Annotated in this window: 22 protein-coding genes; 18 read left to right on the top strand and 4 right to left on the bottom strand. The window is 66.4% G+C overall.

Annotation, left to right across the window (positions count from 1 at the left end; translation table 11 throughout):
- Positions 1–91: 91 nt before the first annotated feature.
- The 3 genes from L5014_RS18290 to L5014_RS18280 are packed head-to-tail and all read right to left on the bottom strand — an operon-like array spanning position 92 to position 3,776.
- Positions 92–1,117: an ABC transporter permease gene (locus L5014_RS18290; RefSeq protein ID WP_238465145.1), complete on the bottom strand. Its 1,026-nt coding sequence runs from the start codon at positions 1,115–1,117 to the stop codon at positions 92–94.
- Positions 1,098–2,585 (bottom strand): sugar ABC transporter ATP-binding protein, encoded by a 1,488-nt coding sequence (locus L5014_RS18285; RefSeq protein WP_238465144.1) that lies wholly within the window; start codon positions 2,583–2,585, stop codon positions 1,098–1,100. Before L5014_RS18285 ends, L5014_RS18290 begins: the two co-directional genes overlap by 20 nt.
- A gap of 60 nt (positions 2,586–2,645) precedes the next feature.
- Positions 2,646–3,776, bottom strand: coding sequence for a LacI family DNA-binding transcriptional regulator (locus L5014_RS18280; RefSeq protein ID WP_238465143.1), 1,131 nt, complete (start codon positions 3,774–3,776; stop codon positions 2,646–2,648).
- 246 nt (positions 3,777–4,022) lie between these two features.
- Between L5014_RS18280 and L5014_RS18275 the strand changes: the two genes are divergently transcribed.
- From L5014_RS18275 to ureG, 9 genes are all read left to right on the top strand, one after another.
- Entirely contained in the window at positions 4,023–4,676 is a 654-nt protein-coding gene (locus L5014_RS18275; RefSeq protein WP_238465142.1) for a protein-L-isoaspartate O-methyltransferase family protein, read from the top strand.
- A gap of 60 nt (positions 4,677–4,736) precedes the next feature.
- Positions 4,737–5,060, top strand: coding sequence for a rhodanese-like domain-containing protein (locus tag L5014_RS18270; protein WP_134749952.1), 324 nt, complete (start codon positions 4,737–4,739; stop codon positions 5,058–5,060).
- Positions 5,061–5,105: 45 nt separating this feature from the next.
- Positions 5,106–6,008: an urease accessory protein UreD gene (locus tag L5014_RS18265; RefSeq protein ID WP_238465141.1), complete on the top strand. Its 903-nt coding sequence runs from the start codon at positions 5,106–5,108 to the stop codon at positions 6,006–6,008.
- A 287-nt stretch (positions 6,009–6,295) separates the two neighbouring features.
- Entirely contained in the window at positions 6,296–6,598 is a 303-nt protein-coding gene (gene ureA / locus L5014_RS18260) for an urease subunit gamma (RefSeq protein WP_017773123.1), read from the top strand.
- A 37-nt stretch (positions 6,599–6,635) separates the two neighbouring features.
- A complete protein-coding gene (locus tag L5014_RS18255; protein ID WP_213297028.1) occupies positions 6,636–6,941 on the top strand; it encodes an urease subunit beta in 306 nt (101 codons plus the stop codon).
- A 40-nt stretch (positions 6,942–6,981) separates the two neighbouring features.
- Positions 6,982–8,700, top strand: coding sequence for an urease subunit alpha (gene ureC, locus L5014_RS18250; protein ID WP_238465140.1), 1,719 nt, complete (start codon positions 6,982–6,984; stop codon positions 8,698–8,700).
- A gap of 36 nt (positions 8,701–8,736) precedes the next feature.
- Positions 8,737–9,438 carry an urease accessory protein UreE gene (ureE, locus tag L5014_RS18245; RefSeq protein WP_238465139.1) on the top strand — a complete coding sequence of 234 codons (702 nt, stop codon included), beginning with the start codon at positions 8,737–8,739 and terminating at the stop codon, positions 9,436–9,438.
- The gene (locus tag L5014_RS18240) at positions 9,425–10,105 is read left to right on the top strand and encodes an urease accessory protein UreF (protein ID WP_238465217.1); all 681 of its coding nucleotides are present in this window, start codon (positions 9,425–9,427) and stop codon (positions 10,103–10,105) included. The genes ureE and L5014_RS18240 overlap by 14 nt, the downstream gene beginning before the upstream one ends.
- Positions 10,106–10,193: 88 nt before the next feature.
- Positions 10,194–10,847 carry an urease accessory protein UreG gene (gene ureG / locus L5014_RS18235; RefSeq protein WP_238465138.1) on the top strand — a complete coding sequence of 218 codons (654 nt, stop codon included), beginning with the start codon at positions 10,194–10,196 and terminating at the stop codon, positions 10,845–10,847.
- Between the two features lie 179 nt (positions 10,848–11,026).
- Here ureG and L5014_RS18230 read toward each other — a convergent pair whose 3' ends face one another.
- Positions 11,027–11,209 carry a hypothetical protein gene (locus L5014_RS18230; protein ID WP_238465137.1) on the bottom strand — a complete coding sequence of 61 codons (183 nt, stop codon included), beginning with the start codon at positions 11,207–11,209 and terminating at the stop codon, positions 11,027–11,029.
- 145 nt (positions 11,210–11,354) lie between these two features.
- Between L5014_RS18230 and L5014_RS18225 the strand changes: the two genes are divergently transcribed.
- The 9 genes from L5014_RS18225 (at position 11,355) to L5014_RS18185 (ending at position 19,829) form a co-directional block, all read left to right on the top strand.
- Positions 11,355–11,540 (top strand): Flp family type IVb pilin, encoded by a 186-nt coding sequence (locus tag L5014_RS18225; RefSeq protein ID WP_238465136.1) that lies wholly within the window; start codon positions 11,355–11,357, stop codon positions 11,538–11,540.
- A 71-nt stretch (positions 11,541–11,611) separates the two neighbouring features.
- Positions 11,612–12,139 (top strand): prepilin peptidase, encoded by a 528-nt coding sequence (locus tag L5014_RS18220; protein WP_238465135.1) that lies wholly within the window; start codon positions 11,612–11,614, stop codon positions 12,137–12,139.
- 59 nt (positions 12,140–12,198) lie between these two features.
- Positions 12,199–13,254, top strand: coding sequence for a Flp pilus assembly protein CpaB (cpaB, locus tag L5014_RS18215; protein WP_238465134.1), 1,056 nt, complete (start codon positions 12,199–12,201; stop codon positions 13,252–13,254).
- Between the two features lie 113 nt (positions 13,255–13,367).
- The gene (locus L5014_RS18210) at positions 13,368–14,705 is read left to right on the top strand and encodes a type II and III secretion system protein family protein (RefSeq protein ID WP_238465216.1); all 1,338 of its coding nucleotides are present in this window, start codon (positions 13,368–13,370) and stop codon (positions 14,703–14,705) included.
- Between the two features lie 7 nt (positions 14,706–14,712).
- A complete protein-coding gene (locus L5014_RS18205; RefSeq protein WP_420800092.1) occupies positions 14,713–15,165 on the top strand; it encodes a CpaD family pilus assembly lipoprotein in 453 nt (150 codons plus the stop codon).
- Between the two features lie 14 nt (positions 15,166–15,179).
- The gene (locus tag L5014_RS18200) at positions 15,180–16,406 is read left to right on the top strand and encodes a CpaE/TadZ family protein (RefSeq protein WP_238465133.1); all 1,227 of its coding nucleotides are present in this window, start codon (positions 15,180–15,182) and stop codon (positions 16,404–16,406) included.
- Positions 16,406–17,893 carry a TadA family conjugal transfer-associated ATPase gene (locus tag L5014_RS18195; protein WP_238465132.1) on the top strand — a complete coding sequence of 496 codons (1,488 nt, stop codon included), beginning with the start codon at positions 16,406–16,408 and terminating at the stop codon, positions 17,891–17,893. Before L5014_RS18200 ends, L5014_RS18195 begins: the two co-directional genes overlap by 1 nt.
- Positions 17,890–18,876 (top strand): type II secretion system F family protein, encoded by a 987-nt coding sequence (locus L5014_RS18190; protein ID WP_238465131.1) that lies wholly within the window; start codon positions 17,890–17,892, stop codon positions 18,874–18,876. The genes L5014_RS18195 and L5014_RS18190 overlap by 4 nt, the downstream gene beginning before the upstream one ends.
- A complete protein-coding gene (locus L5014_RS18185) occupies positions 18,873–19,829 on the top strand; it encodes a type II secretion system F family protein (protein WP_238465130.1) in 957 nt (318 codons plus the stop codon). Before L5014_RS18190 ends, L5014_RS18185 begins: the two co-directional genes overlap by 4 nt.
- Positions 19,830–19,841: the final 12 nt, after the last annotated feature.

Here is a 19,841-nt window from a genome sequence, read left to right as displayed (position 1 = left end):
GCGTCGGTGTGAAAGTGCTGCCTCCTTCCGCCATTCAAACGCCAACTTGCCGATGCCCCGGCAATAATTTCGAAATCCGGATCAATTTGCTTCACCGCCTGCCGCGCTGCAAGAACGCCACGGCGATGATCGCCACACCCTGCACCGCCGCATTGAGATACACGCTGATGATGCTCGTGAGATTGAGAATATTCGCGATGACCGAGAGCAGCACCGCCCCCACCACGGTGCCGGCCACGCGGCCTTCGCCGCCCTTGAGCGCGGTGCCGCCCACCACCACGGCCGCGATGGCCTCCAGCTCCCACAGCAAGCCGGTCGTCGGCGTGGCGGAGCCGAGGCGCGGCACGTAGAGCACGGTTGCCACGCCCACGCACATGCCCACCAGCACGTAAGTCGCGCACTTCACGCGATCGACGCGGATGGCCGCGTAACGCGCCACCTGCTCGTTCGAACCGATCGCCTGCACATGGCGCCCGAACGCCGTGCGATTGAGCATGAGCGCGCCGCCCAGCGCGGTGAGCGCGAACACCCACACGGGCACCGGCACGCCGAAGAGGCTCGCGTAATAGACCGGCCCGTAGAGATCGGCGAGATTGTTCTGCAGCGTGAGCGCGCCGCCGTCGGCGAGCCACGTGAGCACCGAGCGGAAGATGCCCAGCGTGCCGAGCGTGACGATGAACGGCTCGATGCGTCCGCGCGTGATCAGCAAGCCGTGCGCGAGCCCGAACAGCGCGCCGAGCGCGAGCGCAATCGCCATGCCGATCGCGACGATGGCAAGCGGCGGCAATGCGTGGCCACCCACGCCCGCCGCGAGCGTGTTCATCGTCCAGATCACCACGCCGGCAATGAGCGCGGCCATCGAGCCGACCGAAAGATCGATGCCGCCCGAGATGATCACGAAAGTCATGCCCACCGAAATGATGCCGATGAACGATGTGCGCGTGAGCACGTTGAGCAGATTGTCGACGGTGGCGAAGTCGCGGTTGAGCAGCGTGCCGAGCACGCACAGCGCGATCAGGCCGATGAGCGGGCCCACGCCCGCGAGCCGGTGTGCGAGCGCGGCGAGGCGCCGGGCGCGCCCGTGCGGGTGCGCGGCCTCAGTGGGTGCCGGTTGCATGAGCGATAAGCTCCTCTTCGTTCAGTTGCGTCTCTGTGAGCGTGGCGGCGAGCCGGCCCGCGCGCATCACGACGACACGATGCGCGAGTCCGATCAATTCGATGAGCTCGGACGAAATCACGATCACCGCGCGCCCCGAGGCCGCGAGCCGCTGGATCAGGAAATAGATGTCGCGTTTGGCGCCGATATCCACGCCGCGCGTGGGCTCGTCGAGCACGATCACGCGCGGGTCGGGCTGCAGGAATTTGGCGAGCGCGAGCTTTTGCTGATTGCCGCCGGAGAGCATGCGCGCGCGGCTGGAGAGGTCGCCCGTGCGGATGCCGAATTCGCGCACGGCCGCTTCCAGCGCGCGCCGGCCCGCCTTGAGATCGATGAGCGGGCGGCCGTAGCGCTCGAGCGTCATCAGCGTGAGGTTGTCTTGCAGGCTCAGGTCCAGATGCAGGCCGCGGCCCTTGCGGTCCTCGCTCAGATACGTGATGCCGTGGCGCACGGCGTCGCGGGCATGCCGGAACACCACCTCGCGCCCGTCGACCGAGATCGTCCCCGCGCGCTTCTCGCGCAGGCCCACGATCGCCTCGAACGCCTCGCTGCGCCCCGCGCCCACGAGCCCCGCGAAACCGAGAATCTCGCCCGCGCGCACCTCGAAGCTCAGGTCCTCGACCCAGCCCGGAACCGCGAGGCCGCTCACGCGCAGCGCGACGGGCGCGTCGGCGGGCGCGGGCGTCTTCTCCGGGAACATGTCGGAGAGCTCGCGTCCCACCATCAGGTTCGCCATCTGCTGACGCGCGAGCCCCGCCGTCGCGCTCGCCGCGACGAAGCGGCCGTCGCGCATCACGATGACGTCGTCGGTGATGTGCTCGACTTCGTCGAGCTTGTGCGAGATGTAGACGATCGTCGTGCCGTCCGCGCGCAGCCTCGTCATCAGCGCAAAAAGGCGCGCGGTTTCGGCGGGCGTGAGCGTCGCGGTGGGCTCGTCCATGATCAACAACCGCGCGTGCCGCGACAACGCCTTCGCAATCTCCACCAACTGCTTTTCCGCGACGATCAACTCGCGCACCGGCGTATCGGGCCCGCGCGCAAGCCCGACCTGCGCGAGCAGTGCGCGCGCTTCGCGGCGCATTGCGGTGTCGTCCACAAACAGGCCGCGCTTTTTCTCATGACCGAGAAAGATGTTCTGGGCGATCGTCAGATGCTCGGCAAGATTGAATTCCTGATGGATCAGCACGATGCCCGCGGCCTCCGCCTCGCGCGAACCGCCGAAGCTGCACGCACGCCCATCCACGAGCATCTCGCCGGCGCTCGCGCGCTCATAGCCCGCGAGAATCTTCATGAGCGTGGACTTGCCCGCGCCGTTCTCGCCGAGCAGCCCGTGAATGCGCCCGGGCGCAAGCTCGAAGGTGACGCCGTGCAGCACGCGCACGGGGCCGAAGTCCTTGCGGATGTCGTTGAATCGCACCGCGACGCTCATGGCCGACCGCTCCTCCTCGTGTTTTATCCTGGCTCCGTTCTGGCCTCGGTCGCCCGGCGCTCACGCGCTTTGCCGGATGACCAGCCGATGCGGCAACAGCACGCCTGGCACCTGCGCCTGCGGATCGGCGAGCCGCCGCAGCAACAGGCGCGCCGCGGTCTCACCCAGTTCGCGCATCGGCTGCGCGACGGTCGTGAGCGGCGGATCCACCTGCGCCGCGAGCGCGATGTCGTCGAAGCCCACCACGGCGACGTCCTCGGGCACGCGCGAGCGCGCGCCGCGCAAGCCGTTGAGCACGCCCACCGCGAGCGTGTCCGAGACCGCGAAGATGGCGTCGGGCGCCGCCTCGCGGCTCAGGCGCATCAGCGCGGCGGCGGCCTGGGCGCCCGCCTCGTAGTCGAGGCAATTCACGTTCACGCGCCACGCGTCGCGCATTTCGATGCCGGCTTCGGCGAGCGCCGCCAGATAGCCGTCGCGGCGCTGCTGCGCGTAGAGATAGTGGTCGTCGGAATTGATGAGCGCGATGCGGCGGCGCCCGCTCGCGATCAGATGCCGCACCGCGTCGCGCGCGGCCCGGAAATTGTCGATGCCGACATACGGCACGCCCACGGCCGGATCGAACTCGCAGCAGGCGACCCACGGCAGCGCCTGCGATTCGTCGGCCATCATCCGGTTGGCCTGCTGGACCGTGGCCGGGTCGAGACAGATCGCGCCATCCGCGCGGTGGCGGCGCAGCAGGTCGAAATAGCTGCGCTCGCGGCCGGCATCCGCGCCCGTGTCGCATAGCAGCATGAAATAGCCGGCCCGACGCGCGACGCTGTCGATGCCGCGCACGATCTCGGCATAAAACGGATTGCCGAAGTCCGGCACCATCGTCAGCAGCAGGCGGCTTTCCGCCGTGCGCAGATTGCGCGCGAGCTCGTTCACGCGATAGCCGCTCGACTCGACCTCGGCCAGCACGCGCGCGCGGGTGGCCGGCCGCACGTTGGCATGGCCGTTGAGCACGCGCGAGACGGTCGCAACCGACACGCCCGCGCGCCGGGCCACCGCCGCAATCGAGCCGCCGTGCGCCGTGGCCACGCCGCGTGCGCCGCCCGGTTTGTCCTTACCGGCTTCATCGCCTTTGTCGGCTTTATCGGCTTCATCGACCTCAGCCCGGCTTGCGGATTCAGGGTGCGGCTGAGCGGGCATCGCACGTCGTCCGTCAGAAAATGTAATCGATTACATTCTTGGTTCGGATCGCGCCAAACTTCAAGGCGCCGGTAGCCAGGACAAATACTGATCCGCCTGTGTCTTTCCATCGCCGTCGGCAAGGCGCGCCGCGAAAGCCCTTTGGTACAATCTCGCGATTGCCTGGCACCGTTTTCAGCGCCACGTTCACTGCATGTCCGGGGCCGGGCCGTTCGCACAGAATCCGAACCATAACGCCGAGTCACCATGAACATCGAACAAGCGCGTTTCAACATGATCGAACAGCAGATCCGCCCCTGGGAAGTACTCGACCAGGACGTTCTGAACCTGCTTTCTATCGTCAAGCGAGAGCACTTCGTCCCTGCGGCCTATGTCGATCTCGCGTTCGCCGACCTCGAACTGCCGCTCCCCAACGACCGGCACATGCTGGCGCCGCGCGTCGAAGCGCGCGTGCTGCAGGAACTCGCGGTGAAAAAGCACGAGAGCGTGCTGGAGATCGGCGCGGGTTCGGGCTACATGGCGGCGCTGCTGGCGCATCGCGCGCAGAAGGTGCTCACCGTGGAGATCGACACGGAACTCGCCGACTTCGCGCGCGCCAACTTCGTCAAGAACGGCGTGCTGAACGCCGAAGTCGTGCAGGGCGACGGCTCGCGCGGCTGGGCCGCGAATGCGCCCTACGACGTGATCTGCGTCTCGGGCGGCCTGCCGGTGGTGCCGCAGGAACTGCTCGAACAACTGAAGGTGGGCGGGCGTCTGGCCGCTTTCGTCGGCGGCGCACCCGTCATGGAAGCGCAGATCATCACGCGCATGGACGAGAAGCAATACCGCATCGCAAGCGTGTTCGAAACGTATGTCGAGGCGCTCGAAAACGCGGTGCAGCCCTCGCGCTTCAAGTTCTAAACTTATTGTTTCTGGCGAGCCGCTCTGGTGGCTCGTTTTATTTCAACGACCGAGTCTCACATGCAGAATCTGACCGCCCCCGCCCTCGCCGAATGGCTCGCCGACACCTCGCGCGAGGCCCCCGTGCTCCTCGACGTGCGCGAGCCGTGGGAAATCCAGACCGCCAATATCGCCGGCAGCGTCTCGATTCCGATGGCCCAGATTCCGGCGCGCAGCGAAGAACTGGACGACGAAGCGCAGATCGTCTGCGTCTGCCACCACGGCGCGCGCAGTGCCCAGGTCGCGATGTTCCTCGAATCGCGCGGCTTCACGAAGGTGTTCAACCTCCAAGGCGGCATCGACGCCTGGTCGCGCCAGGTCGACCCGAAGGTCCCCACGTACTGATCGCCGTGCGCGGCAGCAGGCTGCCCACCCGCCCCCATTTCCAGCATGTCGCTTCACGAAGATCACGCCGCGCTTGCCAGCATCCCCTTGCGCAACCCGGTTCACCAGGAGTGGGCCGCGAAGCTCGAACTCGGCTTCGAGCGCCACGGCCAGCGCACGACGCTCAAGCATCGGCTGCACGTCGGGCCGTTGCGCGTGCAACGACCGCTCTATCCCGAAGGCGATGCGATCTGTCACGCGGTGATCGTGCATCCGCCCGCAGGCATCGCGGGCGGCGACCGGCTCGATATCGACGTGAGTGTCGGTGACGGCGCCCATGCGGTGCTCACCACGCCGGGCGCCACCAAGTGGTACAAGTCCAACGGCCGCGTGGCGCGCCAGCGCATCAGGCTGCGCGTGGGCGCGGGCGCGCGGCTCGACTGGCTGCCGCAGAACAATCTTGTCTTCGATCACGCGCACGCCGAACTCGACTTCTCGCTCACGCTCGCCGAAAGCGCGACGGCCATCGGCTGGGACGCCGTGCAACTCGGCCGCCAGGCGGCCGGCGAACGCTGGTCGGCCGGCATGGTGCGCTCGCTAACAAGGGTCGTGCGCGCCGCCGCACCCGGCGCGGATGAACCGCTTCTCTGGTTCGAGCGCGCCCTGATGGATGCCGCCGATCCGCTGCGCGACGCGCCGCAAGGCCTCGCGGGCTATCCGGCATTCGGCATGCTGTGGGCCGTTGGCCCGGCCTGCGACGAGGCGCTCGCGCAAGACCTCGCGCTCACGCTTCCCTTCGACGACGCCCTGCGCGCGGGCGCGACCTGCGTTGCGCCGGGCGTGCTGCTGGTGCGCGTCATCGCGCGCTCGATGGAGCCGCTGCAACGGACGCTCACGCAATGCTGGACGCAGTTGCGGCCCATCGTGCACGGCGTGAAGGCCGCGCCGCTGCGTCTCTGGACGACCTGAAGCCGCTCGAACCGAACTCCCGTGCACCAGATCGGCGCGCGCGTGCTTCATCGCTGCGCATCGTCGTCTACCGCGCCACACACAAACGGCGCTTTCATATTGCCGCCTGGTTGGGACATACCTGGCACATACCTTGCAGCCCATTTCCATCATCAGGCGCGCCCGGCGCCTGGGTTTGCAAGCTGTCCGTAACCTCGCTCCCGTAAGCTGAATCAACGCACGATCGGGCCCGGCTCGCGCGCCCACGGCTGGACGCCCACGGATAGCCCCCCAACCCACTAAAAACGATGAAGCTCACGCCACGCGAGAAAGACAAGCTCCTGATCTTTACCGCCGCGCTGCTCGCCGAACGGCGACGCGCGCGCGGCCTCAAGCTCAACTATCCGGAAGCGGTCGCCTTCATCAGCGCCGCGCTAATGGAAGCCGCGCGCGACGGCAAGACCGTCGCCGAGGTCATGCACTACGGCACCACGCTGCTCACGCGCGACGATGTGATGGAAGGCGTGCCCGAGATGATCCCCGACATCCAGGTCGAGGCCACCTTCCCCGACGGCACCAAGCTCGTGACCGTCCACCATCCGATTCCCTAGATTCCCGAGATTCCCTGGATTCCTTAAGGTGCCGCCCATGATCCCCGGCGAAATGCTGATCGACGATGGCGAAATCGAGCTCAACGCAGGCCGCGAAACCGTGACCGTGACGGTCGCGAACACGGGCGACCGCCCCGTGCAGGTCGGCTCGCACTATCATTTCTACGAAGTCAACGAGGCGCTTTCGTTCGAGCGCGAGGCCGCGCGCGGCTTTCGCCTGAACATTGCGGCGGGCACCGCCGTGCGCTTCGAGCCCGGCCAGGAGCGCACCGTCGAGCTGGTCGCGTTCGCGGGCGAGCGTGCCGTCTACGGCTTCAACGGCAAGGTGATGGGCCCGCTCTGAGCGGCGCCGCGCCCGCCCCCGAATTCATCAGGATTCCGATATGACATTGAAGATCGGCCGCCGCGCCTACGCGGAGATGTTCGGCCCCACGACCGGCGACCGCGTGCGTCTTGCCGACACCGAACTCGTGATCGAAATCGAACGCGACTACACGGTCTACGGCGACGAAGTGAAGTTCGGCGGCGGCAAGGTGATCCGCGACGGCATGGGCCAGTCGCAGCGCCTTCACGCCGAAGTCGCGGACACCGTCGTCACGAATGCCGTGATCGTCGACCACTGGGGCATCGTGAAGGCCGACATCGGCATCAAGGACGGCCGCGTCTGGCGCATCGGCAAGGCCGGCAACCCCGACGTGCAGCCGGGCGTGACGATCCCCATCGGCGCTGCAACCGAAGTGATTGCCGGCGAAGGCCAGATCGTGACCGCGGGCGGCATCGACACGCACATCCACTTCATCAGCCCGCAGCAGATCGACGAGGCGCTCGCCTCGGGCGTGACGACGATGATCGGCGGCGGCACCGGCCCCGCCACGGGCACCAATGCCACGACCTGCACGCCGGGCCCGTGGCACCTGGAGCGCATGTTGCAGGCCGCCGACGGCTGGCCGATCAACCTCGGCTTTCTCGGCAAGGGCAACGTGAGCCTGCCCAAGCCCGCCGAAGAGCAGATCGCCGCGGGCGCGATCGGCCTGAAGCTGCACGAGGACTGGGGCTCGACGCCCGCGGCCATCGACAACTGCCTGAGCGTGGCCGATGCCACCGACACGCAGGTGGCCATTCACACCGACACGCTCAACGAAGGCGGCTTCGTCGAGGCGACGGTGAACGCCTTCAAGGGCCGCACGATTCACACGTACCACACCGAGGGCGCGGGCGGCGGCCACGCCCCCGACATCATCAAAGTGTGCGGCGAGGCGAACGTGCTGCCCTCGTCGACCAATCCCACGCGCCCGTACACGGTCAACACGCTCGACGAGCACCTCGACATGCTGATGGTCTGCCATCACCTCGACCCGTCGATTGCCGAGGACATCGCGTTCGCCGAGTCGCGCATCCGCCGCGAGACCATCGCCGCCGAAGATATCCTGCACGACCTCGGCGCCCTCTCGATGCTCTCTTCGGATTCCCAGGCAATGGGCCGGGTGGGCGAAGTCATCATCCGCACGTGGCAGACCGCGCACAAGATGAAGGTGCAGCGCGGCGCGCTGCCCGAGGACGGGGGTGCCAACAGCGCGCGCAACGACAACTTCCGCGTGAAGCGCTATGTCGCGAAGTACACGATCAACCCGGCGCTCACGCATGGCATCGCGCACGAGCTCGGCTCGATCGAGCCCGGCAAGTGGGCCGACCTCGTGTTCTGGGACCCGGCGTTCTTCGGCGTCAAGCCAGCAATGATCCTCAAGGGCGGCATGATCGCGATGGCGCAGATGGGCGACCCGAACGGCTCGATTCCCACGCCGCAGCCCGTGCATTACCGCGAGATGTTCGGCACGCGCGGACGCGCGCTCACGCAAACCTCGCTCACGTTCGTCTCGCAGCTTGCGCTCGATCGCGGCATGCCCGAGCGCTATGGCCTGCAAAAACGCGTGGTGGCGGTGCGCAACTGCCGTAGCGTCACGAAAGCCGACATGATCCACAACGCGTGGCAACCGTCGATCAGCGTCGATCCCGAGACCTACCAGGTGATCGCCGACGGCCAGTTGCTGACCTGCGAGCCCGCCACGGTGCTGCCGATGGCGCAGCGCTATTTCCTCTTTTGAAATGAAACGCTCCCCGCGCGGCGAGCGAGTACTGACATGCGCACGATAGACAAACGACTCAACGCGAAGGTCGCGCCCGTGCTGATCAAGCGCGCGGCCACGCTCACCCTTACGTATGACGCGCGCTGCAAGAGCCGCTTCGCAGCCACGCTCGATTCCGGCGAGGAAGTGGGCGTGGTGCTGCCGCGCGGCACGGTGCTGCGCGACGGCGACGTGCTGGTCGCCGATGCGCCGCTCAACAACGACGGCGGCCTCGTGCGCGTGATCGCCGCCCCGCAAAGCGTGCTGCTCGTGCGCGCGCCGGAGCGCCTCACGCTCACGCGCGCCGCGTATCACCTCGGCAACCGCCATACGCCCGTGGAAGTGGGTGCCGACGAACTCAAGCTCGAAGCCGACCCGGTGCTCGAAGACATGCTCAAGCGCCTCGGCGCGCAGGTCGAGCGCGCGGAGCTGCCGTTTCAACCGGAAGCAGGCGCTTATAGTGGTCACAGCGGTGGCGGCCATCGCCACGGCCACGACGAGACCTTCGCGGAAGACTACGCGCTCGCGCAGCGCGTGTTCGACGAGCATCACGGCCATGCGCACGATCACTCGCATGGTCACGGGGAGGCGCACGATCACAGTCACGACGATCACGCCCACGGCGCGGCTTGCGGCCATGACCATGGCCACGATCATGGCCACGACCACGGTCACTGCGACGGCCACGCGCACGACCACAGCCATGAACATCGCTGAACTCACCGCCCTGCTGCATCTCGCGTCGCCGGCGCTGCCGATTGGCGCGTTCAGCTATTCGCAGGGGCTCGAAGCGGCCATCGACGCCAAACTGATCGCCAACGCCGACGACGCCGCGCACTGGATCGCGGGCGGCCTCGCAAACGTGCTCGCGCCAGGCGAGCTGGCGTTCATCGCGCATCAACTCGAACGCTGGCGCACGCACGACGCCCCCGCATTGATCGAAGCGAACGCGGAATTCGTCGCGAGTCGCGAATCAGCGGAACTGCGCCGCGAGACCTCGCAAATGGGCTGGTCGCTGCGCCAGCTTTGCGCACAGCTCGAATGGGGCGACGCCGCGCGCCGCGAAACGCTCGAACGCATGACGCCCATCGCGCAACCCACGGCCTTTGCTTTCGCTGCCTTCGCGCACGACGCGCCGGCTGACGCCACGCTCGCTGCTTACGCATTCAGTTGGGTCGAGAACCAGGTCGCCGCCGCGCTCAAGGCGGTGCCGCTCGGCCAGGTCGCAGGGCAGCGTATCGTCGTCGCGCTGCGCCCGGCCATCGAAAGCGCGGTCGCCCGCGCGCTCGCCACGCCGCCCGACTCGCTCAACACCTTCGCGCCGCAGCTCGGCATTCTGAGCGCACGGCACGAATCGCAATACTCGCGGATCTTCCGCTCCTAGCCGCCTGGCTGCATAGATCCGGTCGGGCAGATTCGGTCAGGCAGATTCGGTCGGGCAGATCCGCGGACAACCTCACACGAAACGAACCATGAATTCGCACTCCAGACGCACGAAGAAACTGCCGCCGCTGCGCGTCGGCGTAGGCGGCCCGGTCGGCTCCGGGAAGACCACGCTGCTCGAAATGCTCTGCAAGGTCATGCGCGAGCGCTACGACCTCGTCGCCATCACCAACGACATTTATACGAAGGAAGACCAGCGCCTGCTGACGGTGGCGGGCGCCCTACCCGCCGAGCGCATCATGGGCGTGGAGACGGGCGGCTGCCCGCACACGGCGATCCGCGAAGACGCGTCGATCAACCTCGAAGCCGTCGACCAGATGCTCACGCGCTTTCCCGATGCGGATATCGTCTTTATCGAATCGGGCGGCGACAATCTCGCGGCCACCTTCAGCCCCGAACTCTCGGACCTCACGATCTACGTGATCGATGTGGCGGGCGGCGAGAAGATTCCGCGCAAAGGCGGCCCCGGCATCACGAAGTCAGACCTGCTCGTGATCAACAAGACCGATCTCGCGCCACTCGTGGGCGCGAATCTCGACGTGATGGCTTCGGACGCGAAGAAAATGCGCGGCGAGCGTCCCTTCGTGATGTGCAACCTGAAGGCGCGCGAAGGCCTCGATCAGGTGATCGCGTTCATTGAAAAGCAGGGACTGTTCGTGAACAACGGACCCCGTGGCACCTAAGCACCACCGCATGCCTATGCGCGTCCTGGCGTAAACGGGGAGCACGTGCCCTTCTGCGCCTGTCGAATCCTGACCTCGAACCCTAAGTAGTGCTTTGCATGGCGATCGTGGTTTCGCCCGATCGTCTGGCCACGAGCCACGACCAACCCGTCGAATATCCCACCCTTTTTTCGCCCCGATCACCGCCGCTTCACCGCCACTTCACCGCCGCTTTCACGCGGCCGTCTGCGCCGAAAACCTTTTGTAATCATCTGATTTGAAAGCCGTTTATAAGGCAAAAACTGGCGCTGCTTTTCGCCTCTATTCAACGAATCGCATTGCTTCGACCAGCAATACGATTCGCCTAAAGGAATGGCGTTCACACACCGGTTCCTGGTTACGTGCAATGGGCTCAAGCTTGCGGGCCAATTGCCGTTAAAGGGTCTCGGGGGAGAAGTTGCTCATCCTTCGCGGCCTTTCGGCATCGCAAGCATTGTCACGCAGGCGTCACTTAACAAGGAGTTTCCCATGCTGCGTTTTATTCGTTCCCTGTCGCGCGACGAGCGCGGCGTGAGTTCGCTGGAATATGCCGTGCTTGGCGGCATCATCGTTGCGGTCCTGGTCGCACTCGGCACGTATTTGTCGGGCGCGGGTGGCTTCCAGGCCGTCTTCACGGCGCTGCTCAACCAGGCAACTACGGCAATCAATAAATAACCTGACGGGTCCGGCGCAACACGAGCGCGTGTGAGCGCCGCAGAGCACCGTCGTCGGCACAAAGGCAAGCGATGCTATCCGTGGATGTCGTGAAAGCGGGTGCCTGCGTGACCCTCGTTGTGCTCGCAGGCTGCGATCTGCGCATGCGGCGTCTGCCGAATGCCGCCGTGGCGGCGGTTGCCGCCCTGTATTTCGTCAACGCCGCGGTGACCGGGTTCGGCCGAGCATCATGCGACATCCATGTGGCCGCGGGGGTGGCAGCGCTTGCCGTGGCAGCTGTGATGTTTCGATGGGGCTGGCTCGGCGGCGGCGATGTGAAGCTCGCCGCCGCGGTTTTCCTCTGGGCAGGACCGCAATCCTGGCCAGTGCTGGTAGTCGTTTCGACATGCGGATTGTTGGTGGCCCTTGTCGTGCTCGCGGTAGCCGGCATGCAGCGCATTGCCGCCCTCGCGGGCGTGAGCCTGCGGCTTGACTGGATCGCACCGGCACGCGGCGTCCCCTATGGCGTCGCGCTCGCGTTGGGCGGCATCGTCGCGGTCTTGCTTCAGCCCACGTCCGGCCATCGCGCGATATTTGCCATGTTGCAACGACTTGTTTAGTTCACCAAAGTCCTGTCCGCCGCGTCGTACACCGCTTGCCCGAATGCAACGCCGTCCATATGCAAAATTTCATCAAGCTAGCCGCGCTCGTTGTCATCGCCGCGATTGGCGCATTCATCATCCGCGCGCTGTTCATTGCCGCATCGAGCCCGAAGGCTGGGGCTCATGCGTCGATGGTGCACGTGCGCGCCGCAGCTGACGATTTGCCGGACGGATTGCTGCTGCGCGACGCGGACCTCGTATGGAAAACGGTGCCGCGCGATCAGGTTCCGCCTGGCGCACTCGTGGAAGGGGCCGCCGAATCCGCCAACCCCAAAGACCTCAAGGGCGATCTGCTGCGGCACGCGGTTCGCGCGGGAACGCCGCTTGGCGTTGCCGACGTGATTTTGCCCGGCGCCCCAGGCTTTCTTGCCGCTGCACTCAAGCCCGGCATGCGCGCGATCTCGGTTGCCGTCGATGACGTGTCCGGCAATGCGGGGCTGATTCAACCCGGCGATTATGTCGACATCCTGCTCACACAGCAGATGCGCACCGAAGCAGGTGCCCATGTCGATCCCGCGCGCGCGGTCGAATCGGAAACGGTTGCCGAGCGGGTGCGAGTACTCGCGGCCGGCACGGCGTTTCGTCGTCCGAAGGATGACGACAGCGCGCCGAGCACCAACGCCCGCACCGTGACCATCGAGGTCACACCGGCGAGCGCCCAGTCGATCACCGTGGCGGCGCACCTCGGCACGCTTTCGCTTGCGCTGCGCAGTTTCGCTACGCGCGACAGGCACGCATCGGATGCCGAAGACATCGCCATGGCGCACACGCCGCCCGTATGGGCCGGAGACGTCTCGCGCGCCTTACGCGGCATGAGCGCGCCGGCCACAGCGCCACGCCAGGCGAGAGCGCCGGCACAAGCGCCGCATGTCGTCATCTACCGCGGCTCGAAGGTCGAGCAGGCAGACGGCGACTTGCCCGGCAGCACTTCCACGGGCACGCCGGGGGTGCCGCCGCTACCTGGCGGCATGCCGCCCGCTGCGGCCGCTGCGGCCGCTGCGCCCGGTACGCCCGGTACACCCGGCACACCCGCCCAGGCGCAAGCGGCTCCCGCCCCTGCCGCAGGATCATAGGACGACACATGTTCAGCCTCACATACGGCAAGCTGTTTTCACGCTGCGCGCGGCGTTGCGCGGGTGGCCGTCCTGCCGCCGCCGCCATTTGCTCCGCGCTGCTTGCCATCGCCATGCTCGCGGTCCCGGGAGCCGGGGCCGCATGGGCAAAGGAGCCCGCACAGCCCGCCGATGTGCTGTCGGTTGCCGCAGGCAGCGGCGCGTTAATCGAGTTGCCGCAGCCCGCTGTTGCCGTCTTCGTTGCCGACCCGAGCGTCGCCGACGTCCATGTGCCGACGCCGCGCTCGGTTTTCGTGCTCGGCAAGAAGTCCGGCACGACGACACTCTTCGCACTCGGCCCGAACAATCGGGAAATCCTGCGCAAGACCATCAGCGTGTCCACGGATACGGCTTCGATTCAGCGCCTTATCGATGCGCGCTTTCCCAAACTCGCGGTCACGGTGTCGGGCGCGCCCGGCTCATTGATGGTGACCGGCGCAGTACCGAGCGCAGCGGACGCTGATGCCATTGTCCAGACGCTGCAGCCGTATCTTCACGCCAACGAGCAACTCGTGAACCGCCTCTCGATCGCGCACCCGATCCAGGTGCTGCTGCGCGTGCGCATTACCGAGGTGGATCGCAACATCACGCAACAGCTCGGCATCAACTGGAATGCCATTGCCGCGGGCGGCAACTTCTTCGGTGGGCTGTTCAACGGGCGCGCCATTTTCGACGCGACCACGAATCTCTTCAACCTTCAGTCTGGTGGCGCGTATTCCGTGGTCGGCGGTTTCAAGGCCGGCAGGACGACGATCGAAGGCGTGCTCGACGCGCTCGATCAGGAAGGCTTGCTGACCATGCTGGCCGAGCCGAACCTCACGGCGATGTCGGGTCAGACGGCGAGCTTCCTCGCCGGAGGCGAGCTGCCGATCCCCGTGCCGCAAAGCGGCACGACGAGCACGATCACGGTCGAGTACAAGCCCTACGGCGTCGCGCTGAATTTCACGCCAACCGTCCTCGCCGACAACCGCATCAGCCTGAACGTGCGGCCTGAAGTCAGCCAGATCGACCCGAGCAACAGCGTCACCTTGAATTCGATCGCGGTGCCGGCGCTCACGGTTCGCCGCATGGAGACCACCGTCGAGCTATCGAGCGGGCAGAGCTTCGCCATCGGCGGACTCTTGCAGAGCTCGACCAGCGATGTGCTCTCCCAGCTTCCCGGTCTGGGCAGTCTGCCCGTTCTCGGCAAGCTGTTCTCGTCGAAGAAATATCAGAACGACAAGTCGGAGCTCGTCGTCATCGTGACGCCGTATATCGTCGGACCGGCGGGGCCGGGGCAACTGCACGGCGCGCTGGACGATGTCATCACGCCCAGCAGCGACATCGAGTTTGCCGTGCGCCAGTCGCTCTCGATCGACCCGCTTTCGGGCAATTCGCCGCGCCTTGTTGGCGCTGCGGGCTTCGTTTACTGAGATTGATATGGGAACCACGATGAAGGCCCGGCTCTCGCGCATTGCCACGATTCTCGCCGGCGTGGCCTGCGCCGGCCTCGCGTCCTGCATGTCGGCGCAGCCGCCGATCGGCATGCCCGATCCGTCAGTGATTGGCTTTGTGCCCGGCGACGGCGGCCGCGCGACGCCTCCGGCGTGCGCGATGCTCACTCAGCGCTCCGGCATGCGCGATGCGGGCCAGGCGCGGCCCGGCGTGGCGTTCGGCTGCGCGACCTACTCGAACCTGGCCGCGATGCTCGCGCGGCCGGCTGACCTCGTGGCGCCCGTGCCCTACGCGGGCGCGGACGCACCGCTCGCCGCGAGCGCAGTGCGGCGCTACGAGGAAGACCGGACGAAACCGCTGAACTCGGACTATTCGAGCACTTCGTCCTCTTCGCCGTCCTCGTCGAATTCATCGAATTCGTCGACGGGATCCCGATAACGGAGCGTGCACTCATGGGCGTGTTCGAATCGACCATCCTCAAACGCCGGGCACAGCCGTCCGGCGCCGAAAAACTCATCGCTGTCGTCGCCGACGCGCAAAGCACGGAAGTCATCAAGAGCGTCGTCATCGACCAGGGCATCGCGACCTCGCATGTCACGCTCGGCTCGCTCGACGATGCGGTCGAGATCATGACTTCGCTAAAGGAGTCGCCGCGCCATCTGATCGTCGATATCACCGGATCGACGATGCCGATTTCCGATCTGACGCGGCTCGCCGAGGCCGTCGACCCTTCGGTCGCCGTCATTGTCGTGGGCGAGCGCAACGATGTCGGGCTCTTTCGCAGCCTGTTGCATATCGGCGTGCATGACTATCTCGTCAAGCCGCTCACCGCGGAGCTCGTGCGGCGCGCGCTCACGTCCACCAACGGCGGCGCGTCCACGCGCATGGGCAAGGTGCTCTCGTTCGTTGGCGCGCGAGGCGGTGTGGGCGTCACGACGATCGCAACGGCGCTCGCGTCTCATCTCGCCGACACCACGCGGCGCCGCATTGCCTATATCGATCTCGACCCGTATGGCGGTGCGGCCACGTCGATGCTCGGCGTCGCCGCCAACAACGGCCTCATCGAACTGCTGCAAAATCCGCAGCGGCTCGATCAGCAATTGATCAATCAGGCTTTCGTCGCGCAGAGCGATCGCCTTCTCATGCTGGCCTCGGAGCTTCCGTACAACCAGGAGTTCACCTTGCGCCAGGGTGCGCTAGGCGAGCTTGTCGCGATGCTCAAGCACCACTTTCACTACATCATGCTCGATCTGCCCGGGCGCGCCGGCAGGGTTGTCGAGGAAGCCCTCGATGCAAGTTCGACGATCCACGTCGTGGCTGATCTCTCCGTGCATTCGGCACGCGAAGCGGCACGCCTTTGCCGCTTCGCCCAAACGCTCGACGGCACGCCCGCCATCACCGTGCTGCTCAACGAAGCGCGGCAACCCGTGTCCGGACGCGTGCGCGAGGACGATTTCATCAACGTGCTCGCACGCGGCTCCGTGCATTCGCTGCCCTACGAGCCGCAGAGCCTCGCGCTCGCGGAAAACCTCGGCGAAACGCAAACGCTGGCCAACGCACCACGCTCGCCGTTCGCAGCGGCCATCGTGTCGCTCGCCAATGCGATAACGGGCAGCGAAACGGTCGTGCCACGCGAGCCGTGGTACAGGCGCTTCGTGCCCGCGCGGAGGGCGAGCTGATGTTCGGCCGCCGCAACCCCTTCGCGGGCGGCCCCTCAGCCGCTTCAGCCGCTTCAGCCGCCTCGCCCGCCTCGGCAGCTTCAGCCGCCTCGGACGACGAGCCGCGCAGCGCGGCCTGCGCCCCCGCAGCCGCCGAGCCGGAAGCAGGCAAGCGCGAGGCGCCGCTGGCCTCGCAGGCAGGGCCGCACGCCGCCGCCGGCGTCTCGAGCACGGACCGCCACGAAGCGCTGGTCCGCTCCGAGACGTTCAAGGCGATTCGTTCGGCCGTCTTTTCATCGATGAATATGTCGGCGGCGCTCATGATGTCGCGCACCGAAGTGCGCACGGGCATCGAGCAGATCGCAGCCGAGACGACGGCGCGCGAGCGTTTGTCGCTGACGCTGGCCGAGCAGACGCTCGCCGTCGACGAGATTCTCAACGACATGTTCGGCATCGGGCCGATCGAGCCGCTGCTCGCCGACGAGCGCGTGACCGATATTCTCGTGAACGGACCGGACCAGGTCTACGTGGAGCGCGGCGGCCGCCTCGAACTCACGGCGCTCAAATTCCGCGACAACGCGCACGTCATCAACGTGGCGCAGCGCATCGCGGCGGCAATCGGGCGGCGCGTCGACGAAAGCAGTCCAATGGTCGATGCACGTCTTGCCGACGGCAGCCGCGTGAACGTCGTATTGCCGCCGATCGCCCTGCGCGGCGCATCGATCTCGATCCGCAAGTTCGCCAAGCGCAACATCACGCTCGGCCGGATGGCGCAGCAAGGCAATATCTCGATGCAGATGGTGGACGTGCTGCGCATCGCCACCGCGTGCCGCCTGAACGTCGTGATATCGGGCGGCACGGGCTCCGGCAAGACCACCCTGCTCAATGCGCTCTCGCGCTTTATCGACGAGACCGAGCGCGTGGTCACGATCGAGGACGCCGCCGAGCTGCAACTCCAGCAGCCGCACGTCGTGAGTCTCGAGACGCGCCCCGAAAACAGCGAAGGCCTCGGCGGCATCTCGCAGCGCGACCTCGTTCGCAACGCGCTGCGGATGCGCCCGGACCGGCTGATCCTCGGCGAGACGCGCGGCACTGAAGCATTCGACGTCCTGCAGGCCATGAATACGGGCCACGACGGATCGATGACGACCGTCCACGCGAACACGCCGCGCGATGCGATCACGCGCCTCGAGAGCATGGTGATGATGGCCAACGGCAATCTGCCGCTGATGTCGATTCGTAGACAGATCGCCAGCGCCGTCCATCTGATCCTGCAAGTCGAGCGCATGCGCGACGGCGTGCGGCGCGTGACTCACGTGACCGAGATCGCGGGCATGGAAGGCGACGTCGTCATCACGCAGGACCTGTTCACCTTCCGCTACAACGGCACCGCTTACGAAGAGCAGGTGCGCGGGACGTTCGAATGCTCGTCGCTGCGGCCCGTGTTCGCCCAGCGCGCCGCTTACTTCGGCCTCGAGGATGCGCTGCTCGCGGCGATGCAATCATGAGATCCGCGGACATCATCGGCTTTGGCGCCTTCTTTACCTTCGTGATGGTCGGGCTCATCGTCCGCTCCTTGCGCAGCATCGCCCGCCAGCAACCGCGCACGCGCATCCGCGCGCGCATGGTCAAGGTACGCGATGAAAGCAAAGCCGCCCTCGTCGATCGCGACGCGAAGCAGCAGGCGCAACTGCTGCAACCCAAGCGCCGCTTCGCGGATCAGGACGCTCTTTTCGCCATCATCCCGGCCTGGCACGAACGCGTCCATACGGTCAGTGGTCCGGGCGGCATTCGCGCGCTTTACGTCGTCGCAATCGTGGCGCTCATTGCATCGGTGATCGGCACCGCGTTCGCGCCCGTGGGCCCCGTGTTGCGCGTGCTCGGCTGCATCGTCATCCCCGTTCTGGTCGTGCGCGCGGCCTACCACTGGTTGATTGCGCGTTTCAGGAACCGCTTTCTCGCGGTCTTTCCCGATACGATCGACCTCATCATCCGCGCGGTGCGCGCCGGCATTCCCGTTGTGCAGGCGATCTGCGTCGCCGGGGTCGAAAGCGACGAGCCGGTTCGGACCACCTTTCGCGTGATGGGCGATGCGCTGCTCGTGGGCGCCGACCTGAAGGAGGTGCTCGAACAGGCAGCGGCGCGCATGCGGCTCGCCGACTTCTCGTTCTTTACCGTTTGCCTGATCTTGCAGCGCGAAACGGGCGGCAATCTCGGCGATACGCTCGAGAACCTCTCGGCAATCGTACGCATGCGGCGCGACATCCGCGCAAAAAGCAAGGCGCTCACGGCGGAGGGACGGCTCGCGAGCAAGATGATTGCCGCCGTGCCGTTCGCGCTCATGGGGTTTATCTACATCGTGAACCGGCCCTACCTGGACACGCTCACGCATACCCACGCCGGACACAAGATCCTCACGCTGGCCGCCGTGCTGCTCACGATCGGACTGTGGCTCATCAACAAGATTTCGAACCTGGACACCTCGCGATGATGAACGCCGACTTCTGGCGCAATGCCGCTTTGCTCGTCCTGCTGGCAGGCTTCACGCTGTGGCTCGCCCTGCGCGAGAAGAGCCAGCGCGCGCGCATTGCCCAGCGCACCCGGCAAGCCGTGGCGCGCGTGGGCGTCGTGGGCGTCGACAGCAGCACGACGGCCGACGTCGCGAAGCGCATGCCGCAGCGCTTCGCCAGACGCATCGCCGCACTGGGCGAACGGCTGCCGGTCGTGCAGGCCGAAGACCGCGCCAAAGTCGCCATGCGGCTTGCCAGCGCGGGATTTCGCGACCGCCGCGCGGTGGCCGTCCTCTCGGGGATCAAGATCGTCGTGGGGGTCTGTTCCGCGCTCGGCGCCATCGCCCTCGGCGGGCACCTGCCCGCGGCCGCCCAGATATTCGTGATCCGGGCGCTGCTGATGGCGGGCGGATTCGTCATCGGCATGATGTTGCCGGAATATGCGCTCGCCTTCTTCGTGCGGCATCGTCGCCGCGCCATCGCTGCCGCGCTGCCCGATGCGCTCGACCTGCTCGTGGTCTGCACCAACGCGGGCAATAGCCTCGTCGTTGCCATCAAGCGCGTGGCGAGCGAGCTGCGCGTCATCTGCCCGCCGCTTGCCGATGAATTCACGGTCACCGCGGACGAGCTCAGTATCGGCGGCGACACGGCGCAGGCGCTCAATGCGATGTCGGCGCGGGTCGGCCTCCCTACCATGCGCGCACTGGTGACTACCCTCGTGCAGTCGCAAAAGTACGGCACGCCGATCACGCAATCGCTGCGCACGCTATCGCGCACGGAGCGCTCCATGCAGATGGTCGCGCTAGAGGAAAAGGCCGCCAAGCTCGCACCGAAGATGACGATGCCGATGATGTTTTTCATCATGCCGACCGTCTCGCTCATTGCGGCGGGCCCAGCCGTCATTCGGCTCATCGCCGTGTTTCGCGGCCACTGAGCGTGCCACTGA

This window comes from Paraburkholderia tagetis (genome assembly GCF_022213065.1).
Taxonomy (GTDB): Bacteria; Pseudomonadota; Gammaproteobacteria; order Burkholderiales; family Burkholderiaceae; genus Paraburkholderia; species Paraburkholderia tagetis.
The sequence above is the reverse complement of the archived record's forward strand: the minus strand, read 5'-3'. Positions and strand labels throughout refer to the sequence as shown.